Below are 18,329 nucleotides of genomic sequence, written 5' to 3'. Positions count from 1 at the left end.
GGCGGTCAGCGCTGCGCGACCGCCGTCCGCCGCGCCGCCGTCTTCCGGGCGTACATGTCGACGTCCGCGCTGTGCAGGAGCGCGCCGAACTCCTCGCCGTCCCCGGGGTAGACGCCGATCCCGACGCTCGCGCCGACGGCCACGTCGGAGGCGCCCAGCTCGATCGGGGCGCTGACGGCCGCCGACAGGTCGTCGGCCACGCGGCGGGCCTCCGCCGCCGCGGACTCCGGGTCGAGCCCGGTGAGCGCCACGAGGAACTCGTCCCCACCGAGGCGGGCGAGCAGGTCGCCCCGGCGAAGGCGGCCGCGCAGCGTCCGCGCCACGGCCTGCAGCAGCTCGTCCCCGGCCGCGTGGCCCAGGCGGTCGTTGACCGCCTTGAAGCCGTCGAGGTCGACGAACAGCAGGGCGAGGGTGTCCGAGCCGCTGCGGGCGTTCCAGATCGCCGTCTCGACCTGCTCCTCGAGCCGGCGCCGGTTGGGCAGGCCGGTGAGGGGGTCGGTGTAGGCCAGCTCCTCGATCCGGGTCAGGCAGGCGCGGTTGCGGTCGCGCTCCTGGATCAGGGCCCGCTCGGCCTCGACGCGTGCGGTCACGTCGTGCTGGACCCCGATGTACTGCGCGACGGCGCCGTCGGCGTCGAGGACGGGGGCCAGGTGGATCTCGTTCCACCACGGCGTCCGATCCGGCCCGCGCAGGTTGAGCAGGGTCTCCCGGCACTCCTCGCCCCGGCCGATCGCGGCCCGGATGCGGGCGACGGCGGCCGGGTCGGTGTCGGGCGACTGCAGGAAGCGGCAGTTGCGGCCGAGGACGTCGGCGCGCGGCAGGCCGGCGAGCTGCTCGAACGCCTCGTTGACGTAGACCAGCGGCTGGTCGGGCTGCCGCATGTCCGCGATCGTGACCCCGCTCGTCGTGGCGGCGAGAGCACTGCGCAGCAGCGCGTCCCCGTCCCCGCTGATCGGGATCGGAACGACGGCGACGACGTCCGGAGCGCCCTGCCGGGAGGCAGCGGCCGCCACGGGGACGCCGGTCCGCGGCGCCACCCGGCTGAGCAGCGCATGCGCGGCCCGGACGACGGTGTCGCGGTCGTAGGTGAGCGCGTACTCGAAGGTGCGTTCCAGGTCCGGTCCGCCGTCGCCCAGGTCGCGGGCGAGCAGCGCGGCGCTGAAGTGCGGGCTGAGGACGACGACGTCCCACTCCCCGCGTACGGGGTCGGCGGGGTCGAGGGCCGCCCCGCGCACGCCGGGGAGCGGCTCGACCGGGAGGTCCTCGCCCAGGGCGCAGACGAAGCCGGTGCGGTCGACCAGGTCGCGGTAGCGCTGGATGGTCGAGGGGGTGAAGTGGCGGGCCTCCTGGAACGTCGCGGCGACCACGCAGGTGTCGCCCAGCCGCATGGCCTCGCGCTCGAGCTGCTTGCTCAGCTCGATCAGCAGCGACTTCGCCGAGCGGCGCAGCGGGACGGTGCCCGGCAGGCAGCCGAAGGGGGAGGAGTCCACCGGGGCGGCCGCGGCCGAGCCCGGCAGCGTCAGCTCCCCGGCGGTCAGGCCGGGGGCGGCCCCGGGGCCGGGCCGGCCGAACAGCCAGCCCTGCCCGAGGGTCGCCCCGAGGGCACGGGCGGTGGCCAGGTGCGCGTGCGTCTCGATGCCCTCGGCGAGGACGACGGCGCCGGTGCGCTCGGCGTGGGCGTTGACGGCGTTCATGATCTCGGCGATCGCCGGGCCGGGACGCTCCTGCACCAGACTCAGGTCGAGCTTGATCACGTCGGGGGCGAGCAGCGGCAGGAAGGCCAGGGACATCGAGTCCGCGCCCACGTCGTCCACCGCCACCCCCCAGCCCAGCGAGCGGACGCGCTCGACGGTGCGCAGCAGCTCCGCGGGCCGGGCGGCCAGGGCGCGCTCGGTGATCTCCAGGACGATCCGCAAGCTCCGCGGGGCGCCCTCGGCGATGGCCAGCAGGTCGTCCATCGGGGCGCTGTCGAGGATCTCGGGTTCCACGTTGACGAACACCGTCAGCGGGGCGAGCAGGCCCTGGTCGACCGCGCCCTGGAAGGCCGCTGCCCGGCAGATCTCGTCCAGCTCGGCGAGCCGGCCGGCGTCGCGCGCCGCCGCGAAGAGCAGGTCGGGACGCTGCAGCAGTCCTTCCGGGCCGCGGGCGAGTGCCTCGTAGGCGACGACACGGCCGGTGTCGAGCTCGACGATCGGCTGGAACACGCTGCGTACGCCACCGGGAGCCAGCGCCGCGTCGAGCGCGCTCTCCAGCGTCTGGGGAGATGAGTCCACGTCCTTCCCATCGGCCGGGTGGCACGGCGGAGTGAGCCCACGCGCGCCGCGCCCTCCCATGGGGGGAGATCTCAGCCGGGCAGCGTGATGAGCACGACCGCAACGGCGGCGGACAGCAGGCCGGCGACCTGCGCTCCCACCAGCCGCTCGCGGAGGACGACCTGGGCGAGGACGACGGTGCTGACGGGGTAGAGCGAGGCGAGGACCCCGGTGATGGCCAGCTGCCCGTCGGCCTGGGTGGCGAGCAGGAAGAGGGCGTTGGCGGTCATGTCGCCCACGCCGGAGAGCGCGACCAGCGGCAGCGCCGGCCGGGTGACCCGCAGGGACTGCTTCCCGGCGAGGGCGATGAGGACGACCAGCATCACCGAGGCCAGCCGCGCGGTGACCAGCGGGGTGAGTCCCGCGTCGGCCGACGTCCGGTCGAGGAGCACGAAGAAGAGACCGAACATGGTCCCGGCGAGCAGGGCGGGCGCCAGCGCCGACGGCGGGGCCGCGCGCAGCGCGGACAGCCCGGCCTCGGCGGACACCAGGACGACGGCGACGAGGGCGAGCGCGATGCCGACCGACGCCCACGTGCCGATGGTCTCGCCCCCGAGGAGGCCGACCAGCACGGGGACCGCGGCGGCGGTGACCGCGGTGACCGGCGCGATCACGCTCATGACGCCGTGGGCCAGGGCGCGGAAGAAGACGACGAGGCCGGCGGCGCCCGCCATCCCCGCGGCCGCGCCCCAGGCGAGGTCGGCCACGTCCACCGGGCCGCCGAGCCACGGCAGCAGCGCGAGCAGGGCCGCGAGACCGACGAGCTGCGACACCGCGACCACGCCGAAGACCGATGTCCTGCGGCTGGCCAGCCCGCCGAGGAAGTCCGACGCGCCGTAGACCACGGCGGAGGCCAGGGCCAGGACCACCGCCACGAATGACCTCCTGCTGTCCCGTCCGATGATCAGGTTCCCTGATCGAGCCTGTCGCGCGAACGGTGGCGGATGAGCCGCCGCGGTGCATCGCTGGGTGATGTTGCGCTGTGAGTCGGGGGGCGGGCGCCGGTTGATGGTGGTCGGGAGCGGGGATAGTGGCCCGGTCAGCGCTGTCGGCGGTGCCGGCCGCCCCCGGATCAGGCGGTGGCCAGCCGGTGGGCGTGGATCTTGCGCAGGTTGTGCACGGTGCAGGCCAGCGACCACTCGGTCTTGGCGTTCTGCAGGCCGCGGCGGAGGAGCTGGCGTAGTCCCTGCCGGTCTTTGATCTGGCCGAAGACCGGTTCGACCGTGCGTCCTCGGAGGGCGTATTTCTCCGTGCCTTCGGGGGTGCGCAGCCTGTCCTGGGCGCGGGCGGTGGCCGGGCGGGAGGTCAGCGGTTTGTCCCCGGCGGGGTCCTCGCCGGCGGCGCGGCGTTCGTCGCTGATCATCGGGGCCAGCAGGCGCAGGCCGCGGGTCTCGGCCTCGGTGAAGGTCTCCTCGTTGGCGTAGCCGGCGTCGGCGACCCAGGTGTCGGGCGTCTCCTCGATGCCGGCCTGGTTCAGCTGCTCGGCGGCGTCATCGAGGACGGGAAACAGCTGATGGGCGTCGGTGGCCGCCTGGGTCAGCGTCTGGCCGACGATGAGCTGGTCTTCGGTGACCGCGGCCTGGGCGTTGTAGCCCTGCACCAGCCCCCGCCCGCCCCGCATCGTCCGCGAGTCCGGATCGGTGGCGTTGGCCCGCGGCGGCTTGTCCTTGTCCGGATTGCGGCCCGGTGGATGCTCGCCCGGTTGGGCGCCGCGGCGGGTGCCGGCGTCCTTGCGGCGCTGCCACTCGGCCTTCCTCACCTCCTGCTCGGCCACGGCCGCGGCCTGCTCGTCGTCCAGGCGCTGCTTGGCCTCCTTCAGTCGAGCCAACCGCTCGGCCCGCCGGCGCAGCGGCGGTGGCAGCTCATCCCCGCGGTCGTCGCCGTGTTCGGCGTCCTCGGCCGCGTCGATGCGCGTCTGTTCGTCGAGCAGCTCGGCGGCCAGCTGGTCGTAGCGGGCCTGCTCCTCGGCGACCTGGTGGGCCAGCGACGCCGAGGTGTGGTTCTTCGACCAGGAGGCGTTCGCGGCGATCTTCGTCCCGTCCACCGCGATCACGCCCAGCCGCACCATCCCGGCCTCGTGACACACCCGCAGCACCTGCGCGAACAGCTCCTGCAGCGGCTGGCGGTGACGCGTGACGAACCGGGCGATCGTGGCGTGATCGGGCACCCGATTGCCGGCCAGCACCCGGAACGCCACATCGCGGACACAGTGCCGCTCGATCGCCCGCGACGAGCGCACCCCGACCGCGTGCGCGTACAGCAGCACCGCCACCATCAGCGCCGGGTCGAACGCCGCCGCGCCCTGCCCGTTGGCCCGATACGAGCGCTTGAACCCCGACAGGTCGAACGAGTCCACCGCATCCTTGACCGTCCAGGCCAGCTCCCCGTCGGGCAGCCAATCCCGCACATCCGGCGGCAGCAGGAACCCCTGATCGACATCCCCGCGGATGAAGTTCTGCGGCATACCCCAGTCTCCCGCCGCCCAGGATGATCATCAATCAGGCGCGCTTTGTGCGACAGGCTCGATCATGGTGGGTCCTCCCTCAGCGTCGACGGTGAGGTAGGACCCTGTGCGGTGAGGTAGGACGCGGCTGCCGGCGCCGCGCGGGCACCCTCGTAGCGGAACCCAGACGCGGGCGGTCGGGCCCGGCGGGCAGAATGGACTCCCGTGTCTGGCGCCAACGATCCCTACGACCCCAAGCAGGTCGCCGCGCTCTCCCCGGAGGCCCTCGACGACGCGGTGACCGCCGCGCAGAAGGCCTTCGCCGACGCCGGTGATCTGGAGGCGCTGGCCGCCGTCCGGCCGGCGCACCTGGGCGACCGAGCGCCGGTGCTGCTGGCCCGCCGCGAGCTCGGCGCCCTGCCGCCCGCTGCCCGCAGCGACGCCGGCAAGCGGGTCAACGCGGCCCGGCAGGCCGTCACCCAGGCCTACGAGATCCGGCTGGCCGAGCTGGAGGCCGAGCGCGACGCCCGCGCCCTGGCCGAGGAGCGGGTCGACGTCACGCTGCCCTGGGACCGCACCCCCCGCGGCGCCCGCCACCCGATCACCACGCTCATGGAGCGCATCGGCGACGTCTTCGTGGGCATGGGCTACGAGGTCGCCGACGGCCCCGAGCTCGAGGCGGAGTGGCTGAACTTCGACGCGCTCAACATCGGCCGTGACCACCCGGCCCGCACGATGATGGACACCTTCTTCGTCGCGGGCGGGCGGGACGGGGACGAGGACTCCGGGCTGGTCCTGCGCACGCACACCAGCCCGGTGCAGGCCCGCACCATGCTGTCGCGCACGCCGCCGATCTACGTCGTCGCGCCCGGGCGGGTGTACCGGACCGACGAGCTCGACGCGACGCACACCCCGGTCTTCCACCAGGTCGAGGGCCTGGCCGTCGACCGGGGTCTGACGATGGCGCATTTGCGCGGCACGCTGGACCACCTCGCCCGCATCCTGTTCGGCGCCGATGCCATCACCCGCTGGCGGCCGTCGTACTTTCCGTTCACCGAGCCGTCGGCGGAGTTCGACGTCTGGTTCCCGGAGCACCGGGACGGCCCGCGCTGGGTCGAGTGGGGCGGCTGCGGCATGGTCAACCCGCGGGTGCTCGTCGCCTGCGGCATCGACCCCGACGAATATTCGGGCTTCGCCTTCGGCCTCGGCATCGAACGCGCCCTGCAGTTCCGCTCCGGCGTCGGCGACATGCGCGACATCGTCGAGGGCGACGTCCGGTTCACGAAGGCATTCGGGGTGGAGCAGTGAGAGTTCCCATCGGCTGGCTGGCCGAGTACGTCGACGTTCCCGCGGGAACGTCCGTCGAGGACCTCGACACCGCCTTCGTGCGCCTGGGTCTCGAGGTGGAGGAGATCCACCGCCCCGAGGAGGTCACCGGACCGCTCGTCGTCGGCACGGTCCTGGAGATCGAGGAGCTGACCGGCTTCAAGAAGCCGATCCGCTACTGCCAGGTGGACGTGGGGGAGGACGGGGCGGGTGGGAGAGACGTCCGCGGGATCGTGTGCGGTGCCACCAACTTCGCGGTGGGCGACACGGTGGTCGTGGCGCTGCCCGGCGCGGTGCTGCCCGGCGGGTTCGCGATCGCCGCACGGAAGACCTACGACCACGTCTCCGACGGGATGATCTGCTCGGTCCGCGAGCTGGGGATCGGCGACGACCACGCCGGCATCCTCGTGCTGGGCGGCGAGGGCGCCGACGTGCCGCCGCCGGGCACGCCCGCCGGCCCGGTCACCGGCCTGGACGACGTCGTCATCGAGTTGGCGGTCACGCCCGACCGGGGGTACTGCCTGGCCATGCGCGGCATCGCCCGCGAGATGGGCACCGGTCTGGCCGCGCCGTGGCGCGACCCCGGCACGATCACCCCGCCCGCGTGGTCCGGGGCTCCCGCATGGGAGGTGTCGGTCGCCGACCCCGAGCGCTGCGACCGCTTCTCGATGCTCGCGATAGAGGGCCTCGACCCGACCGCGTCGAGCCCCTGGTGGATGCGCCGACGGCTGGCGCAGGCCGGCGTCCGCAGCATCTCCCTGGCCGTCGACGTCACCAACTACGTGATGCTCGAGCTCGGCCAGCCGATGCACGCCTTCGACCGCGGCGCCGTCACCGGGCCGATCACCGTCCGGCTGGCCCGGGAGGGCGAAAAGCTCACCACGCTGGACGGCACGGTGCGCACGCTGTCGACCGACGACCTGCTGATCACCGACGACAGCGGCCCCATCGGGCTGGCCGCCGTCATGGGCGGGGCCTCCACCGAGATCGGGGACGGCACCACCGCCGTCCTCCTCGAGGCGGCGCACTGGGAACCGGCCGGCGTCGCCCGCACCGCCCGCCGCCACCGGCTCCCCAGCGAGGCGGCCAAGCGGTTCGAGCGCGGCGTCGACCCGGAGATGACCGTCGTCGCACTGGCCCGCGCCGCCGACCTGCTCTGCGAGTACGGCGGGGCGAAGGTCGTGGGCGGTGTCGTCGACATCGACATGCGTGGTCCGCGGCCGGCGATCGAGGTCGACGCCGCCAAGCCGGCTCAGGTGGCCGGGGTTCCCTACACGGCGGCCCAGGTGGTGGACCTGCTCGAGGCGGTCGGCTGCGACGTCGATGCGAGCTCCAGCCCGCTGGCCGTCACGCCACCGAGCTGGCGCCCCGACCTGACCGATCCGGTCGACCTGGTCGAGGAGGTCATCCGGCTCGCCGGCTACGACGACGTCCCCTCGGTGCTGCCGACGGCGCCGCCCGGCCGGGGGCTGACCGACGTGCAGCGCCGGCGGCGCAGCGTCGGCCGGACGCTGGCCGAGACCGGGTACGTCGAGGCGCCGTCCTACCCCTTCGTCGGGACGGCGGCCCTGGACGCGCTGAACCTTCCCGAGGACGACGAGCGCCGCGAGGTCGTGCTGGTGCGCAACCCGCTCTCGGAGGAGGAGCCGGCGCTGCGGACGACGCTGCTGCCCGGCCTGCTCGCCACGCTGGCTCGCAACCTGTCCCGCGGGCAGCGCGACCTCGCGCTGTTCGAGCACGGCGCGGTCTTCCACGGAGGCAGCCGCGGGTCGGCTCCGCTGCCCGGCGTGGACCGGCGTCCGGACGACGCGACCCTCGAGGCTCTGCTCGGCGCCGTTCCCGCGCAGCCGTGGCACGTGGCCGTCGCCCTGGTGGGCAACCGTGAACCGCGCGGCTGGTGGGGCGCGGGCCGCCCGGCCGGCTGGGCCGACGCGGTGGAGGCAGCGCGTCGGGTCGCGGCCGCCTCGGGGGTCGAGCTGACCGTGCGGGCGGGGGAGCAGGCGCCGTGGCACCCCGGCCGGTGCGCGGAGCTCCTCGCCGGCGGCCGGGTCGTCGGGCACGCGGGCGAACTGCACCCGCGGGTCTGCGCCGCGCTGGAGCTGCCGGCCCGTACCTCGGTCATGGAGCTCGACGTCGACGCCCTGCCCGCCGCCGGGGTGCCCATGGGGCCGGACATCTCCTCCTTCCCGCCGGTCTACCTCGACCTGGCCTTCGTCGTCGATGCGCCGGTCACCGCCGCCGACCTGGAGTCGTCGATCCGGGAGAGCGCCGGCGAGCTGCTGGAGGGGCTGCGCCTGTTCGACGTCTACACCGGTCCGCAGGTCGGCGAAGGGCGGAAGTCGCTGGCGTACTCGCTGACGCTGCGGGCGCCCGACCGGACGCTCAGCGGCGAGGAGGCGGCCGAGGTCCGCAACCGCGTCGTGCGCTTCGCCGAGCAGGCGCACGGGGCGGAGCTCCGTGGCTGAGAAAGGACCCCCTCCTCCCCACCCCTCGCAAGCTCAGCGCGGGACCCGGGAGGGGGCCGCACAGGCAGATCTATCCGGGCAGGTCGCGCTCGTCACCGGCGCCTCCACGGGCATCGGCCGGCACCTGGTCGAGGCGCTGGCATCGCACGGCATGGCCGTGGCGGGACTGGCCCGCGGCGAGGAGCGGCTGCGCGCGGCGATGGACGAGGTGTCGGCGACGACCGGTGCCCGGACGCTGGCCGTGGCCGCCGACGTCACCGACCGCGCATCGGTCGAGGCGGCGGTGGAGCGGGTCGTCGAGCAGCTGGGTCAGGTCGACCTGCTGGTCAACAACGCGGGGCTGATCGACGCGCTCGAGGTTCCGCTCTGGGAGGCCGACCCCGACCAGTGGTGGGACGTCGTCTCCAGTCACGTCAAGGGCGGCTTCCTGCTCTCGCGGGCCGTGGTGCCGTGGATGGTGCTGCGCAACCGCGGCCGCGTGGTCAACATCGCCAGCGGGATGAGCGTGCGCGCGCGCCCCGAATACTCGGCCTACTCGGTGGCCAAGACCGGCCTCATGCGCATGACCGAGGCGCTGGCCGCGGCGCTGGAGGGCAGCGACGTGCGCGCCTTCGACGTCTCCCCGGGCGCCGTCGACACCCCGATGACCCGCTCGATGGCGATGTGGCAGGGCTTCGAGGACTGGACGCCGCCGGAGCGCGTCGTCGAGATGGTCCTCGCGATCGCGGCGGGGGAGCTGGACGCCTGGTCCGGCCGCTTCCTGCGTGCCGGAGCGGACGAACTCCACGTCGTGCGAGGCGTGACGCCGGAGCGGGATGCCCGGCAGCTACGCCTGGTTCCCTACGGCGACGTGGACCCGCTGGCCTGAGCGGCTCGTCCGGAGGGGCACCGACAGGTCGCCCGAGACGGGCCGTCCGCCGGCCCCCACGGCCTACGACTACGCCGTAAACTCGGCCTGACGTGTTGGTCGTACGCGCGCTGCCGCGCCGGTCGGGAGGCGTGGGAGCGATGGACGACGTCGCCGACGGAGCTGCCCGACCGGTGTCCACGGTGACCGGGGGCGAGGCAACCGAGGGATCGGAATCGCAGCCGGCCGCTGATCCACAGTCGCAGCTGCTTCGAGCCGCCGTGGAGGGCGGACTCGACGGGATGGTCGTCGTCTCCTCCGACGGGGTCATCATCTCGTCCAACGCGAAGTTCCAGGAGATCTGGCCGATCCCTGCGGAGGTCGTCGCCTCCGGCGACGACGAGGCCGCCCTGGCATCGGTGCTGGACAAGCTCGCGGACCCGGATGCCTTCCTTGCTCGGGTCCACGAGCTGTACGACCGCGCGGAGGGATCGGCGCGGGACGAGCTGCTGCTGCTGGACGGTCGGGTTCTCGACCGGTACGGGACAGCGCTGCCCGGCCCGGACGGCCAGTACATCGGCTGGGCGTGGTACTTCCGGGACGTCACGGCCGAGCGTGCCGCTGCGGTCGACGCCGGCCGCCTGAGTGCGCTCGTCGACGTGGCGCAGGCGCTGGCCGAAGCGCAGACGGAGATCGACGTGCTGTCCGTCGTCACCGGTCCGGGTGCCTCCGTCGTCGGCGCCCAGGGCGCGGTGCTCTGCCTGTTCGAGCAGGGAACGGCCACGATCCGCTCGCTCACCACGACCTTCTTCGACGAGGAGGTCAGCGCCGAGGTCGCCGAGCTCCCGCTCGACTTCCCGCTGCCCATGGTGCACGTGGCCGTGACCGGCGAGCCGCTCTTCCTGGCCGATCGTGAGGAGGTGGTCCGGCTGTTCCCGGGTGCGGAAGAGCTGTACCGCTCCGCGCGTACGGAAGGCTCTGCCTCGGTGCCGTTGATCTCCCAGGCGAAGACCATCGGCTCGTTGTCGGTCGCGTTCGAGACGCCCAATCCGTGGCGCCCCGCGGACCAGGCACTCCTGCTCGCCCTGGCGGCCCTCACCGCGCAGGCGCTCGACCGGTTGCGCGCCGAGAAGGCGGAGCAGGAGGCGACGCAGGAGATTCGGCGGTTGTCGGAGACGCTGCAGCGCAGCCTGCTCACCGCGCTTCCCCAGTCCGACACCCTGCAGCTGGCAGCCCGCTACCAGCCTGCGGCACGTGACGCCGAGGTCGGCGGCGACTGGTACGACGCCTTCTCCACTCGAGACGGCACGACGACTCTGGTCGTCGGTGACGTCGCCGGTCACGACAGTTCCGCCGCCGCTGCCATGGCGCAGGTGCGCAACGTCCTGAGGGGTGTCGCCCAGACCGTCCAGGGGTCCCCCGGGGTGATCCTGTCCGCGCTCGACAGCGCTCTCGCCCGGCTGGAGGTGACCTCACTGGCCACCGCCATCGTGTGCCACTCGTGGCCGGACCGCGACGACGCGGCCGGTCGGCGCCTCGTACTGCGCTGGTCCAACGCCGGGCACCCGGCGCCCCTGGTGGTCCACCCCGAGGGCACGGTGGATGTGCTGGCGCACCGTCCCGAGATGCTGCTGGGGGTGTACGGGAACAGCTCCCGGACCGACCACGAGGTGGTCCTGGCTCCCGGTGCGACAGTGCTGCTCTACACCGATGGCCTGGTCGAGCGACGCCGCCAGTCGCTGGACGAGGGCCTGGAACGGTTGCGGGCGGCGGCCGCCGAGCTCTACTACCTGCCCGTTGACGAATTCTGCGACGCGCTGCTCGATCGGCTGATCACCGAATCCGAGGACGACGTCGTCCTGCTCGTCGCCCGCGTCAAGAGCTGGGACGCGTCGGCGCACAGAATGTGAGCGTGATGCGCGAGCCCGCCTTCGCCCGCGACGCGGCCACCGCGCAGTACTACGAGCAGCGGGCGCCGGAGTACGACGAGTGGTACCTCGGGCACGGCCGTTTCGCCCGGCGTGACCGGCCCGGGTGGGACGACGAGGTCGCGGAGCTGGTCGGGCTGGTGCAGCGACTGCCTCCCAGCCGGACACTCGACATCGCGTGCGGGAGCGGCTTCCTCACCCGGCACCTGCGGGGGACGGTCGTGGGGCTGGACCGGAGCCCGGCCATGGCGGCGCTCACCCGGTCACGGATGGCATCCGGAGCCGCACTCGTCGGCGACGCCCTCGCCCTGCCGTTCCCCGACGGCGCCTTCGAGCGGCTCTTCACCGGGCACTTCTACGGTCACCTGCCGCCGGACGAACGGGCGGCCTTCCTCACGGAGGCGCGGCGGGTGGCAGCCGAACTGGTCGTGGTGGACTCAGCGCTGCGGCCGGGCGTCGAGGCCGAGGAGTGGCAGAGGCGGGTGCTCAACGACGGGTCCCGCCACGGGGTCTACAAGCGCTACCTGGGCGCCGACCAGCTGGCCGCGGAGCTGGGCGGAGAGGTGCTGATGGCCGGCACCTGGTTCGTGGCCGCACGTGCGTTCCGGCCGGCGCCCGGCCCCGGCGCGGAACGGGCAGGGGCATCGCCACACGGGTGAGCCACCGCGGACCCGTCAGAGGATGGTGGCCAGCGCTCCTGGCTCGATGTCGACGGCGACGAGCGTGTCCGCGTCCAGCTCCATCAGCTCGCCGTCCAACTGGAGCGGCATGGGCGCCAGCGTGGTGAAGGCGTAGTGGGTGGCGCTGGGCTGAGGACCGAGCCCGCGCGTCGCCGCCCTGATCGCGGTGGACAGCACGCGCAGCTTGCCGGTCTGCCGCTGGGTGATCACCTCGAACCGACCGTCGTCGGGGCGGCTGTCCTCGCTGAGCGTCGCGTACTTCGCCATCTCGGCGATGTTGGCGAAGACCAGGCTGTCGATGGATCGCCGTCGCCCGTTCTCGAGCCGGATGGGGAACGGCCGGAAGCGGGAGAAGGCCCGCACCACCGACAGGATCTCCTTCCAGGAGCCCTTGCCGCCCTTTTCCAGGTCGACGGCGACGACGGGGGTCAGCCCTACGCCGATGTAGGAGTGCGCGTACCGGGTCCGTGCACCGGCGCCCGTGCCGACCGTCAGCCGGAGCAGGTCGATCCTCCGGACGTCGCCGGCCACGATGGCGTCGGCCAGCGGTCGCTCGCGCGTCACCCGGCGGTGGTCGTTGGCGTTGCCGGCGGCGTGCACGGCGCAGACCGCCTGGTCGTTACCGGCCTGCATGACGCCGTCGACGACCTCGTTGTAGCCGCCGTCCCCGCTCACGGAGACGAGGAGCGGGCGCCCCGTGCCGGCCGCCTCCCCGGCGAGCTCGCGCGCGTGCCCGGCATGCCGGGTGGGACAGAGGTCGAGCGGCACGGCCGGCAGTCGGCGCGTCAGTTCGGCCCGCAGTTCCTCCGCCGACCGGGGCGCGTCCCCGGTGCTCTGCGGGTTGAAGATGATCACGATCCGGTCGAACGGCGTCATGGGGGGCTCCTCGAGAAGGGCCGGCGCCCGTGGATGTGTCCATCCATGCCCGAGGGCTGATCCGTGCACGCACGGTGGCGCGCCCGCGCCCGATAACCGAGTGAACGGTCATGCATGGACGTGTATGGTCATGCATCGTGAGCACAGGGCAGACGTGGACGGTCGGGGTCACCGGCGCCACCGGGTACGCGGGCGGGGAGGTGTGCCGGCTGCTGGCCGGGCACCCGAACCTCCGCCTCGCCGGGGTGCATGCCAACTCGAGCGCCGGCCGACGCCTGGGTGAGCTGCAGCCCCACCTGCTGCCCTTCGCCGACATGGTGGTCGCCCCGAGCGGCGCGGCGGACCTCGCCGGTTACGACGTCGTCGTCCTTGCCCTGCCGCACGGCGAGTCGGCGGCCATCGCCGCCCAGCTCCCCGCCGACACGCTGGTCATCGACTGCGGCGCCGACCACCGGCTCAACGATCCGGCCGCGTGGACCCGGTGGTACGGCGGCGAGCACGCCGGCTGGTGGCCCTACGGCCTGCCGGAGCTGCCGGGTCAGCGGGAGCAGCTGGCGACGGCGCGGCGGATCGCCGTCCCCGGCTGCTACCCGACCTCGGTCACCCTCGCGCTGGCCCCGGCGCTGGCTGCCGGCCTCGTCGAGCCCGACGTCGTCGTCGTGGCGGCCAGCGGGACGAGTGGCGCCGGCAAGTCGGCGAAACCGCACCTGATCGGCAGCGAGGTCATGGGCTCGGTGAGCGCCTACGGCGTCGGCGGGGTGCACCGGCACACGCCGGAGATGATCCAGAACCTGTCGCAGGCGGCCGGGGCGGCGGTCAGCGTGAGCTTCACGCCCACGCTGGTGCCGATGAGCCGCGGCATCCTGGCCACCTGCTCGGCGAAGCTGACCCCCGGCACCGACACCCAGGCCGCCCGGGCCGCGTACGCGAAAACCTACGCCGACGAGCCGTTCGTGCACCTGCTGCCGGAAGGCCAGTGGCCGACCACCGCGCAGGTGCTCGGCGCGAACACCGTCGCCCTGCAGGTGGCGGTCGACGCCGACGCCGGCCGGCTGGTCGTCGTCGCCGCCGTCGACAACCTCACCAAGGGGACCGGGGGAGCGGCGCTGCAGTGCGCCAACCTCGCCCTCGGCCTGCCCGAGACCACCGGTCTTCCCCTCGTCGGAGTAGCGCCATGAGCACCACCGCCCCGAAGGGGTTCTCCGCTGCCGGCGTCGCCGCCGGACTCAAGTCCTCCGGCGACCTCGACGTCGCCGTCGTCCTCAACCACGGTCCGGACGACGCCGCCGCGGCCGTCTTCACCACCAACCGCTTCCCGGCCGCGCCGGTGCTGTGGAGCCGCCAGGTCCTGGCCGGCGAGCGGGCGAGGGCCGTCGTCCTCAACTCCGGCGGGGCCAACGCGTGCACCGGTCCCGAGGGCTTCCAGGACACGCACGCGACGGCCGAGCACGCCGCCGCCGCACTCGGCATCGGCGCGATCGACGTCGCCGTCGCCTCCACCGGGCTGATCGGCGTCCGGCTGCCCATGGACAAGCTGACCGCCGGGGTCACCGCGGCGGTGGAGGCGCTCAGCGAGGACGGCGGACCGGACGCCGCCCGCGCGATCATGACCACGGACAGCGTCCCCAAGACGACCGTGCAGCAGCGCGAGGGCTGGTGCGTCGGCGGCATGGCGAAGGGCGCCGGCATGCTCGCCCCGTCGCTGGCCACGATGCTCGTCGTCCTCACCACCGACGCCGTCGTTCCGCCGGAGCTGCTCCGGAGCGCGCTCAAGACGGCGACCAGCGTCAGCTTCGAGCGCGTCGACTCCGACGGCTGCCTGTCGACCAACGACACGGTTCTCGTCATGGCGAGCGGCGCCAGCGGGATGACGCCCAGCGCCGGGGAGTTCACCGACGCGCTCACCGCGGCGGCCACGGACCTCGCGATGCAGCTCCTGGCCGACGCCGAGGGCTCGACCAAGGACATCGCGATCACCGTCCGCAACGCCGCCGGCGTCGACGACGCCCTCACCGCCGGCCGGGCCTGCGCGCGCAACAACCTGCTCAAGACCGCGCTGTTCGGCAACGACCCCAACTGGGGTCGGGTGCTCGCCGCGATCGGCACGACCGACGCCGCGTTCGAGGCCGACCAGGTCGACGTCACCATCAACGGCGTGACCGTCTGCCGCGGCGGGGCGATCGGCGACCCCCGCGAGGGCGTCGACCTCACCGGCCGGGCCATCACGATCGACGTCGACCTGAAGGCCGGTAGCGAGCAGGCCACGATCTGGACCAACGACCTGTCCATCGCTTACGTGCACGAGAACTCGGCGTACTCGACATGACCGCACAGGACCCGACCCCGCCGGACGTCGCCCTCGACGAGACACCGCCGCGCAGGAAGGTCGGCACCAGCCGGGTCATGCGCACCAACGACCCGGAGGGGGACGCGCTGAAGGTCGCCGTGCTCACCGGCGCGCTGCCGTGGCTGCGGGAGTTCCACGGCAACGTCGTCGTCATCAAGTACGGCGGCCACGCCATGGTCGACGACGAGTGCCGGCGTGCCTTCGCCGAGGACATGGTGTTCCTGCGGACGTGCGGCATCCTGCCGGTCGTCGTGCACGGCGGCGGCCCGCAGATCACCGAGATGCTCGCCCGCCTGGGCATCAGCAGCGAGTTCCGGGGTGGGCTGCGGGTGACCACGCCGGAGACGATCGACGTCGTCCGCATGGTGCTGACCGGCCAGGTGGGCCCGGACATCGTCGGGCTGATCAACCAGCACGGCCCGATGGCCGTGCACCTGTCCGGGGAGGACGGCGGCCTGTTCACGGCCCGACGCACCGCGGCCATGGTGGACGGGCAGCCGGTCGACGTCGGCCTGGTCGGCGACGTCGCCGCGGTCGACACCACCCCGGTCACCGCGCTGCTGGAGGCCGGCCACATCCCGGTCGTCGCCAGCGTCGCCCCCGATGCCGACGGCGTCGTGCACAACGTCAACGCCGACACCGCCGCGGCGGCACTGGCCGCGGCGCTGGGCGCGGTGAAACTCGTCGTCCTCACCGACGTCGAGGGCCTCTACGCCGACTGGCCCGACCGCGACTCTCTGGTCCAGCAGATCGACGCCCGCGAGCTGGCCGAGATCCTGCCCACGCTGGACGCCGGGATGATCCCGAAGATGACCGCCTGCCTGCGGGCGGTCGAGGGCGGGGTGAAGCGGGCGACCGTCGTCGACGGACGGACGCCGCACGCCCTGCTCCTGGAGACGTTCACCACCGAGGGAACCGGGACGATGGTCGTCCCGGCGAGGAACCAGAAGGAGGGCACAGCATGACGACGCACACCGAGGAGCTGGCCCGCCGCTGGTCGGCCGTGATGATGGGCAACTACAGGACCCCGCCGGTGGCGCTCGACCGCGGCGCGGGGGCCACCGTGTGGGACGTCGACGGCCGCGAGTACACCGACCTGCTCGGTGGCATCGCGACGACGATCCTGGGTCACGCGCACCCGAAGGTCGTCGAGGCGATCACCACCCAGGCGCAGAAGCTCGGCCACGTCTCCAACCTGGCGATCCACGAGCCGGGCGTGCTGCTCGCCGAGCGGCTGCTGGACCTCGCGGGCCGGCCGGGGCGGGTCTTCTTCTGCAACTCCGGCGCCGAGGCCAACGAGGCGGCGTTCAAGATCAGCCGGCTCACCGGACGGCCCGAGGTCATCACCGCCGAGGGCGCGTTCCACGGCCGGACGATGGGCGCCCTGGCGCTCACCGGGCAGCCGTCGAAGGCCGCGGCCTTCGCCCCGCTGCCCGGCGGCGTGCGGTACGTGCCCTACGGGGACGCCGACGCGCTGACCGCCGCGGTCGGCGGGCAGACCGCCATGGTGCTGCTCGAGCCCATGCTGGGGGAGGGCGGCGTGCTGCCCGCGCCGGCGGGTTACCTGGCCGGCGCGGCGTCGGTGGCCGCGGCCGCGGGCGCGCTGTTCGCGCTCGACGAGGTGCAGACCGGCATCGGCCGCACCGGGCACTGGTTCGCCTCCCAGGCGGACGGGCTCCAGCCCGACGTCATCACCCTGGCCAAGGCGCTGGGCGGGGGGCTGCCGATGGGTGCGCTGCTGGCCTTCGGCGACGCGGCGGACCTGCTGACCGCCGGCGCCCACGGCTCCACGTTCGGCGGCAACCCGATCGCTGCCGCTGCGGCCCTCGCCGTCCTGGACACCATCCGCGACGACGGGCTGCTCGAGCGCGCCAAGGAGATCGAGCACCGGTTCACCGCCGGCATCGAGGGACTGGGCCACGCCGGCATCAGCGGCGTCCGGGGGAGGGGAGCGCTGCTCGGCGTCGTGCTCACCGCCGACGTGGCCCCGGCGCTGGAGACGCAGTTGCGGGCCGCCGGCTTCCTCACCAACGCCGTGGCACCCGGTGTGCTGCGACTCGCGCCGCCCCTCGTCCTCACCGACGCGCAGGTCGACGCCTTCGTCGCGGCCCTGCCCGCCGCCCTCGACGCCTCCCTGGAGAACCAGTGACCCGGCACTTCCTCAAGGACGACGACCTGAGCCCGGCCGAGCAGGCCGAGGTGCTGGCGCTGGCTGCCTCGCTCAAGGCGTCGCGGCACACCGCCGAGGCGCCGACCCCGCTGGCCGCTCCGAACGGCGTGCCGCGGGCGGTGGCGGTGCTGTTCGACAAGCCCTCGACCCGCACCCGGGTGTCCTTCTCGGTCGGCGTCGCCGAGCTCGGCGGCTACCCGCTGGTCATCGACGCGGCAGGCAGCCAGCTGGGCCGCGGCGAGCCGATCGAGGACACCACGCGCGTGCTCGACCGGCAGGCCGCCGCCATCGTGTGGCGGACCTTCGGCCAGGACCGCATCGAGGCGATGGCCTCGGTCAGCCGGGTGCCGGTGGTCAACGCGCTCACCGACACCTACCACCCGTGCCAGATCCTGGCCGACCTGCAGACGGTCGTCGAGCACAAGGGCACCCTGGCCGGCCGGTCGCTGACCTACCTCGGTGACGGCGCCAACAACATGGCGCACTCCTACCTGCTCGGCGGGGCCACCGCCGGCATGCACGTGCGGATCGGCTGCCCCGAGGCGTTCCAGCCCGATCCCGAGATCTTCCTGCGCGCGGCCGGCATCGCGGCCCAGACCGGGGGTTCGGTGGAATGGACGCCGGACGCAGGAAAGGCCGCCGAGGGCGCCGACGTCCTCGCCACCGACACCTGGGTCTCCATGGGCCAGGAGGGCGAGTACGGGGGACGCAGCGCACCGTTCCAGCCGTATGCCGTCGACGAGGCGGCCCTCGCCCGGGCTGCCCACGACGCCGTCGTCCTGCACTGCCTCCCGGCCTACCGGGGCAAGGAGATCTCCGCCGACGTGATCGACGGGCCGCAGAGCGTGGTGTGGGACGAGGCCGAGAACCGGCTGCACGCCCAGAAGGCCCTTCTCCTGTGGCTCCTGGAGCGGTCATGAGGCATCCCCGACGAC

General features: G+C 73.6%; 14 protein-coding genes. 10 read left to right on the top strand and 4 right to left on the bottom strand.

Translation table 11 applies throughout. The features are described 5' to 3' along the window. Positions 1 to 5: 5 nt before the first annotated feature. From FHU33_RS12940 to FHU33_RS12930, 3 genes are all read right to left on the bottom strand, one after another. Positions 6 to 2,273, bottom strand: a complete 2,268-nt coding sequence (locus FHU33_RS12940) for a diguanylate cyclase domain-containing protein (protein WP_246063574.1) — start codon at positions 2,271 to 2,273, stop codon at positions 6 to 8. 71 nt (positions 2,274 to 2,344) lie between these two features. Continuing rightward, positions 2,345 to 3,187 (bottom strand): EamA family transporter, encoded by an 843-nt coding sequence (locus tag FHU33_RS12935; protein ID WP_142025714.1) that lies wholly within the window; start codon positions 3,185 to 3,187, stop codon positions 2,345 to 2,347. 197 nt (positions 3,188 to 3,384) lie between these two features. Next, positions 3,385 to 4,776 (bottom strand): transposase, encoded by a 1,392-nt coding sequence (locus FHU33_RS12930; RefSeq protein WP_142025713.1) that lies wholly within the window; start codon positions 4,774 to 4,776, stop codon positions 3,385 to 3,387. A gap of 204 nt (positions 4,777 to 4,980) precedes the next feature. Between FHU33_RS12930 and pheS the strand changes: the two genes are divergently transcribed. The 5 genes from pheS (at position 4,981) to FHU33_RS12905 (ending at position 11,980) form a co-directional block, all read left to right on the top strand. After that, positions 4,981 to 6,063, top strand: a complete 1,083-nt coding sequence (gene pheS, locus FHU33_RS12925) for a phenylalanine--tRNA ligase subunit alpha (RefSeq protein ID WP_142025712.1) — start codon at positions 4,981 to 4,983, stop codon at positions 6,061 to 6,063. Then, positions 6,060 to 8,546, top strand: coding sequence for a phenylalanine--tRNA ligase subunit beta (pheT, locus tag FHU33_RS12920; protein WP_142025711.1), 2,487 nt, complete (start codon positions 6,060 to 6,062; stop codon positions 8,544 to 8,546). The genes pheS and pheT overlap by 4 nt, the downstream gene beginning before the upstream one ends. After that, positions 8,539 to 9,414 (top strand): SDR family NAD(P)-dependent oxidoreductase, encoded by an 876-nt coding sequence (locus tag FHU33_RS12915; RefSeq protein ID WP_142025710.1) that lies wholly within the window; start codon positions 8,539 to 8,541, stop codon positions 9,412 to 9,414. Before pheT ends, FHU33_RS12915 begins: the two co-directional genes overlap by 8 nt. A gap of 92 nt (positions 9,415 to 9,506) precedes the next feature. Continuing rightward, positions 9,507 to 11,303: a SpoIIE family protein phosphatase gene (locus tag FHU33_RS12910; RefSeq protein ID WP_142025709.1), complete on the top strand. Its 1,797-nt coding sequence runs from the start codon at positions 9,507 to 9,509 to the stop codon at positions 11,301 to 11,303. Between the two features lie 5 nt (positions 11,304 to 11,308). Continuing rightward, positions 11,309 to 11,980 carry a class I SAM-dependent methyltransferase gene (locus FHU33_RS12905; protein WP_246063920.1) on the top strand — a complete coding sequence of 224 codons (672 nt, stop codon included), beginning with the start codon at positions 11,309 to 11,311 and terminating at the stop codon, positions 11,978 to 11,980. Positions 11,981 to 11,995: 15 nt separating this feature from the next. Here the strand turns inward: FHU33_RS12905 and FHU33_RS12900 are convergent, their stop codons facing one another. After that, positions 11,996 to 12,877: a diacylglycerol/lipid kinase family protein gene (locus FHU33_RS12900; protein ID WP_142025707.1), complete on the bottom strand. Its 882-nt coding sequence runs from the start codon at positions 12,875 to 12,877 to the stop codon at positions 11,996 to 11,998. A 137-nt stretch (positions 12,878 to 13,014) separates the two neighbouring features. Between FHU33_RS12900 and argC the strand changes: the two genes are divergently transcribed. From argC to argF, 5 genes are read left to right on the top strand one after another with little or no spacing between them, the layout of a single operon-like run. Then, entirely contained in the window at positions 13,015 to 14,055 is a 1,041-nt protein-coding gene (gene argC / locus FHU33_RS12895) for an N-acetyl-gamma-glutamyl-phosphate reductase (RefSeq protein ID WP_246063572.1), read from the top strand. After that, positions 14,052 to 15,203 (top strand): bifunctional glutamate N-acetyltransferase/amino-acid acetyltransferase ArgJ, encoded by a 1,152-nt coding sequence (gene argJ, locus FHU33_RS12890; protein ID WP_142025705.1) that lies wholly within the window; start codon positions 14,052 to 14,054, stop codon positions 15,201 to 15,203. The genes argC and argJ overlap by 4 nt, the downstream gene beginning before the upstream one ends. After that, positions 15,200 to 16,189, top strand: coding sequence for an acetylglutamate kinase (gene argB, locus FHU33_RS12885; protein ID WP_211355118.1), 990 nt, complete (start codon positions 15,200 to 15,202; stop codon positions 16,187 to 16,189). The genes argJ and argB overlap by 4 nt, the downstream gene beginning before the upstream one ends. After that, positions 16,186 to 17,373 carry an acetylornithine transaminase gene (locus tag FHU33_RS12880; RefSeq protein WP_142025704.1) on the top strand — a complete coding sequence of 396 codons (1,188 nt, stop codon included), beginning with the start codon at positions 16,186 to 16,188 and terminating at the stop codon, positions 17,371 to 17,373. Before argB ends, FHU33_RS12880 begins: the two co-directional genes overlap by 4 nt. Next, positions 17,370 to 18,314, top strand: coding sequence for an ornithine carbamoyltransferase (gene argF, locus FHU33_RS12875; RefSeq protein WP_142025703.1), 945 nt, complete (start codon positions 17,370 to 17,372; stop codon positions 18,312 to 18,314). The genes FHU33_RS12880 and argF overlap by 4 nt, the downstream gene beginning before the upstream one ends. The last annotated feature ends 15 nt before the right edge of the window (positions 18,315 to 18,329 follow it).

It is taken from the genome of Blastococcus colisei (assembly GCF_006717095.1).
Taxonomy (GTDB): domain Bacteria; phylum Actinomycetota; class Actinomycetes; order Mycobacteriales; family Geodermatophilaceae; genus Blastococcus_B; species Blastococcus_B colisei.
Note: the sequence above shows the minus strand (reverse complement) of the source record. Positions and strands in the feature narration are given on the sequence as shown.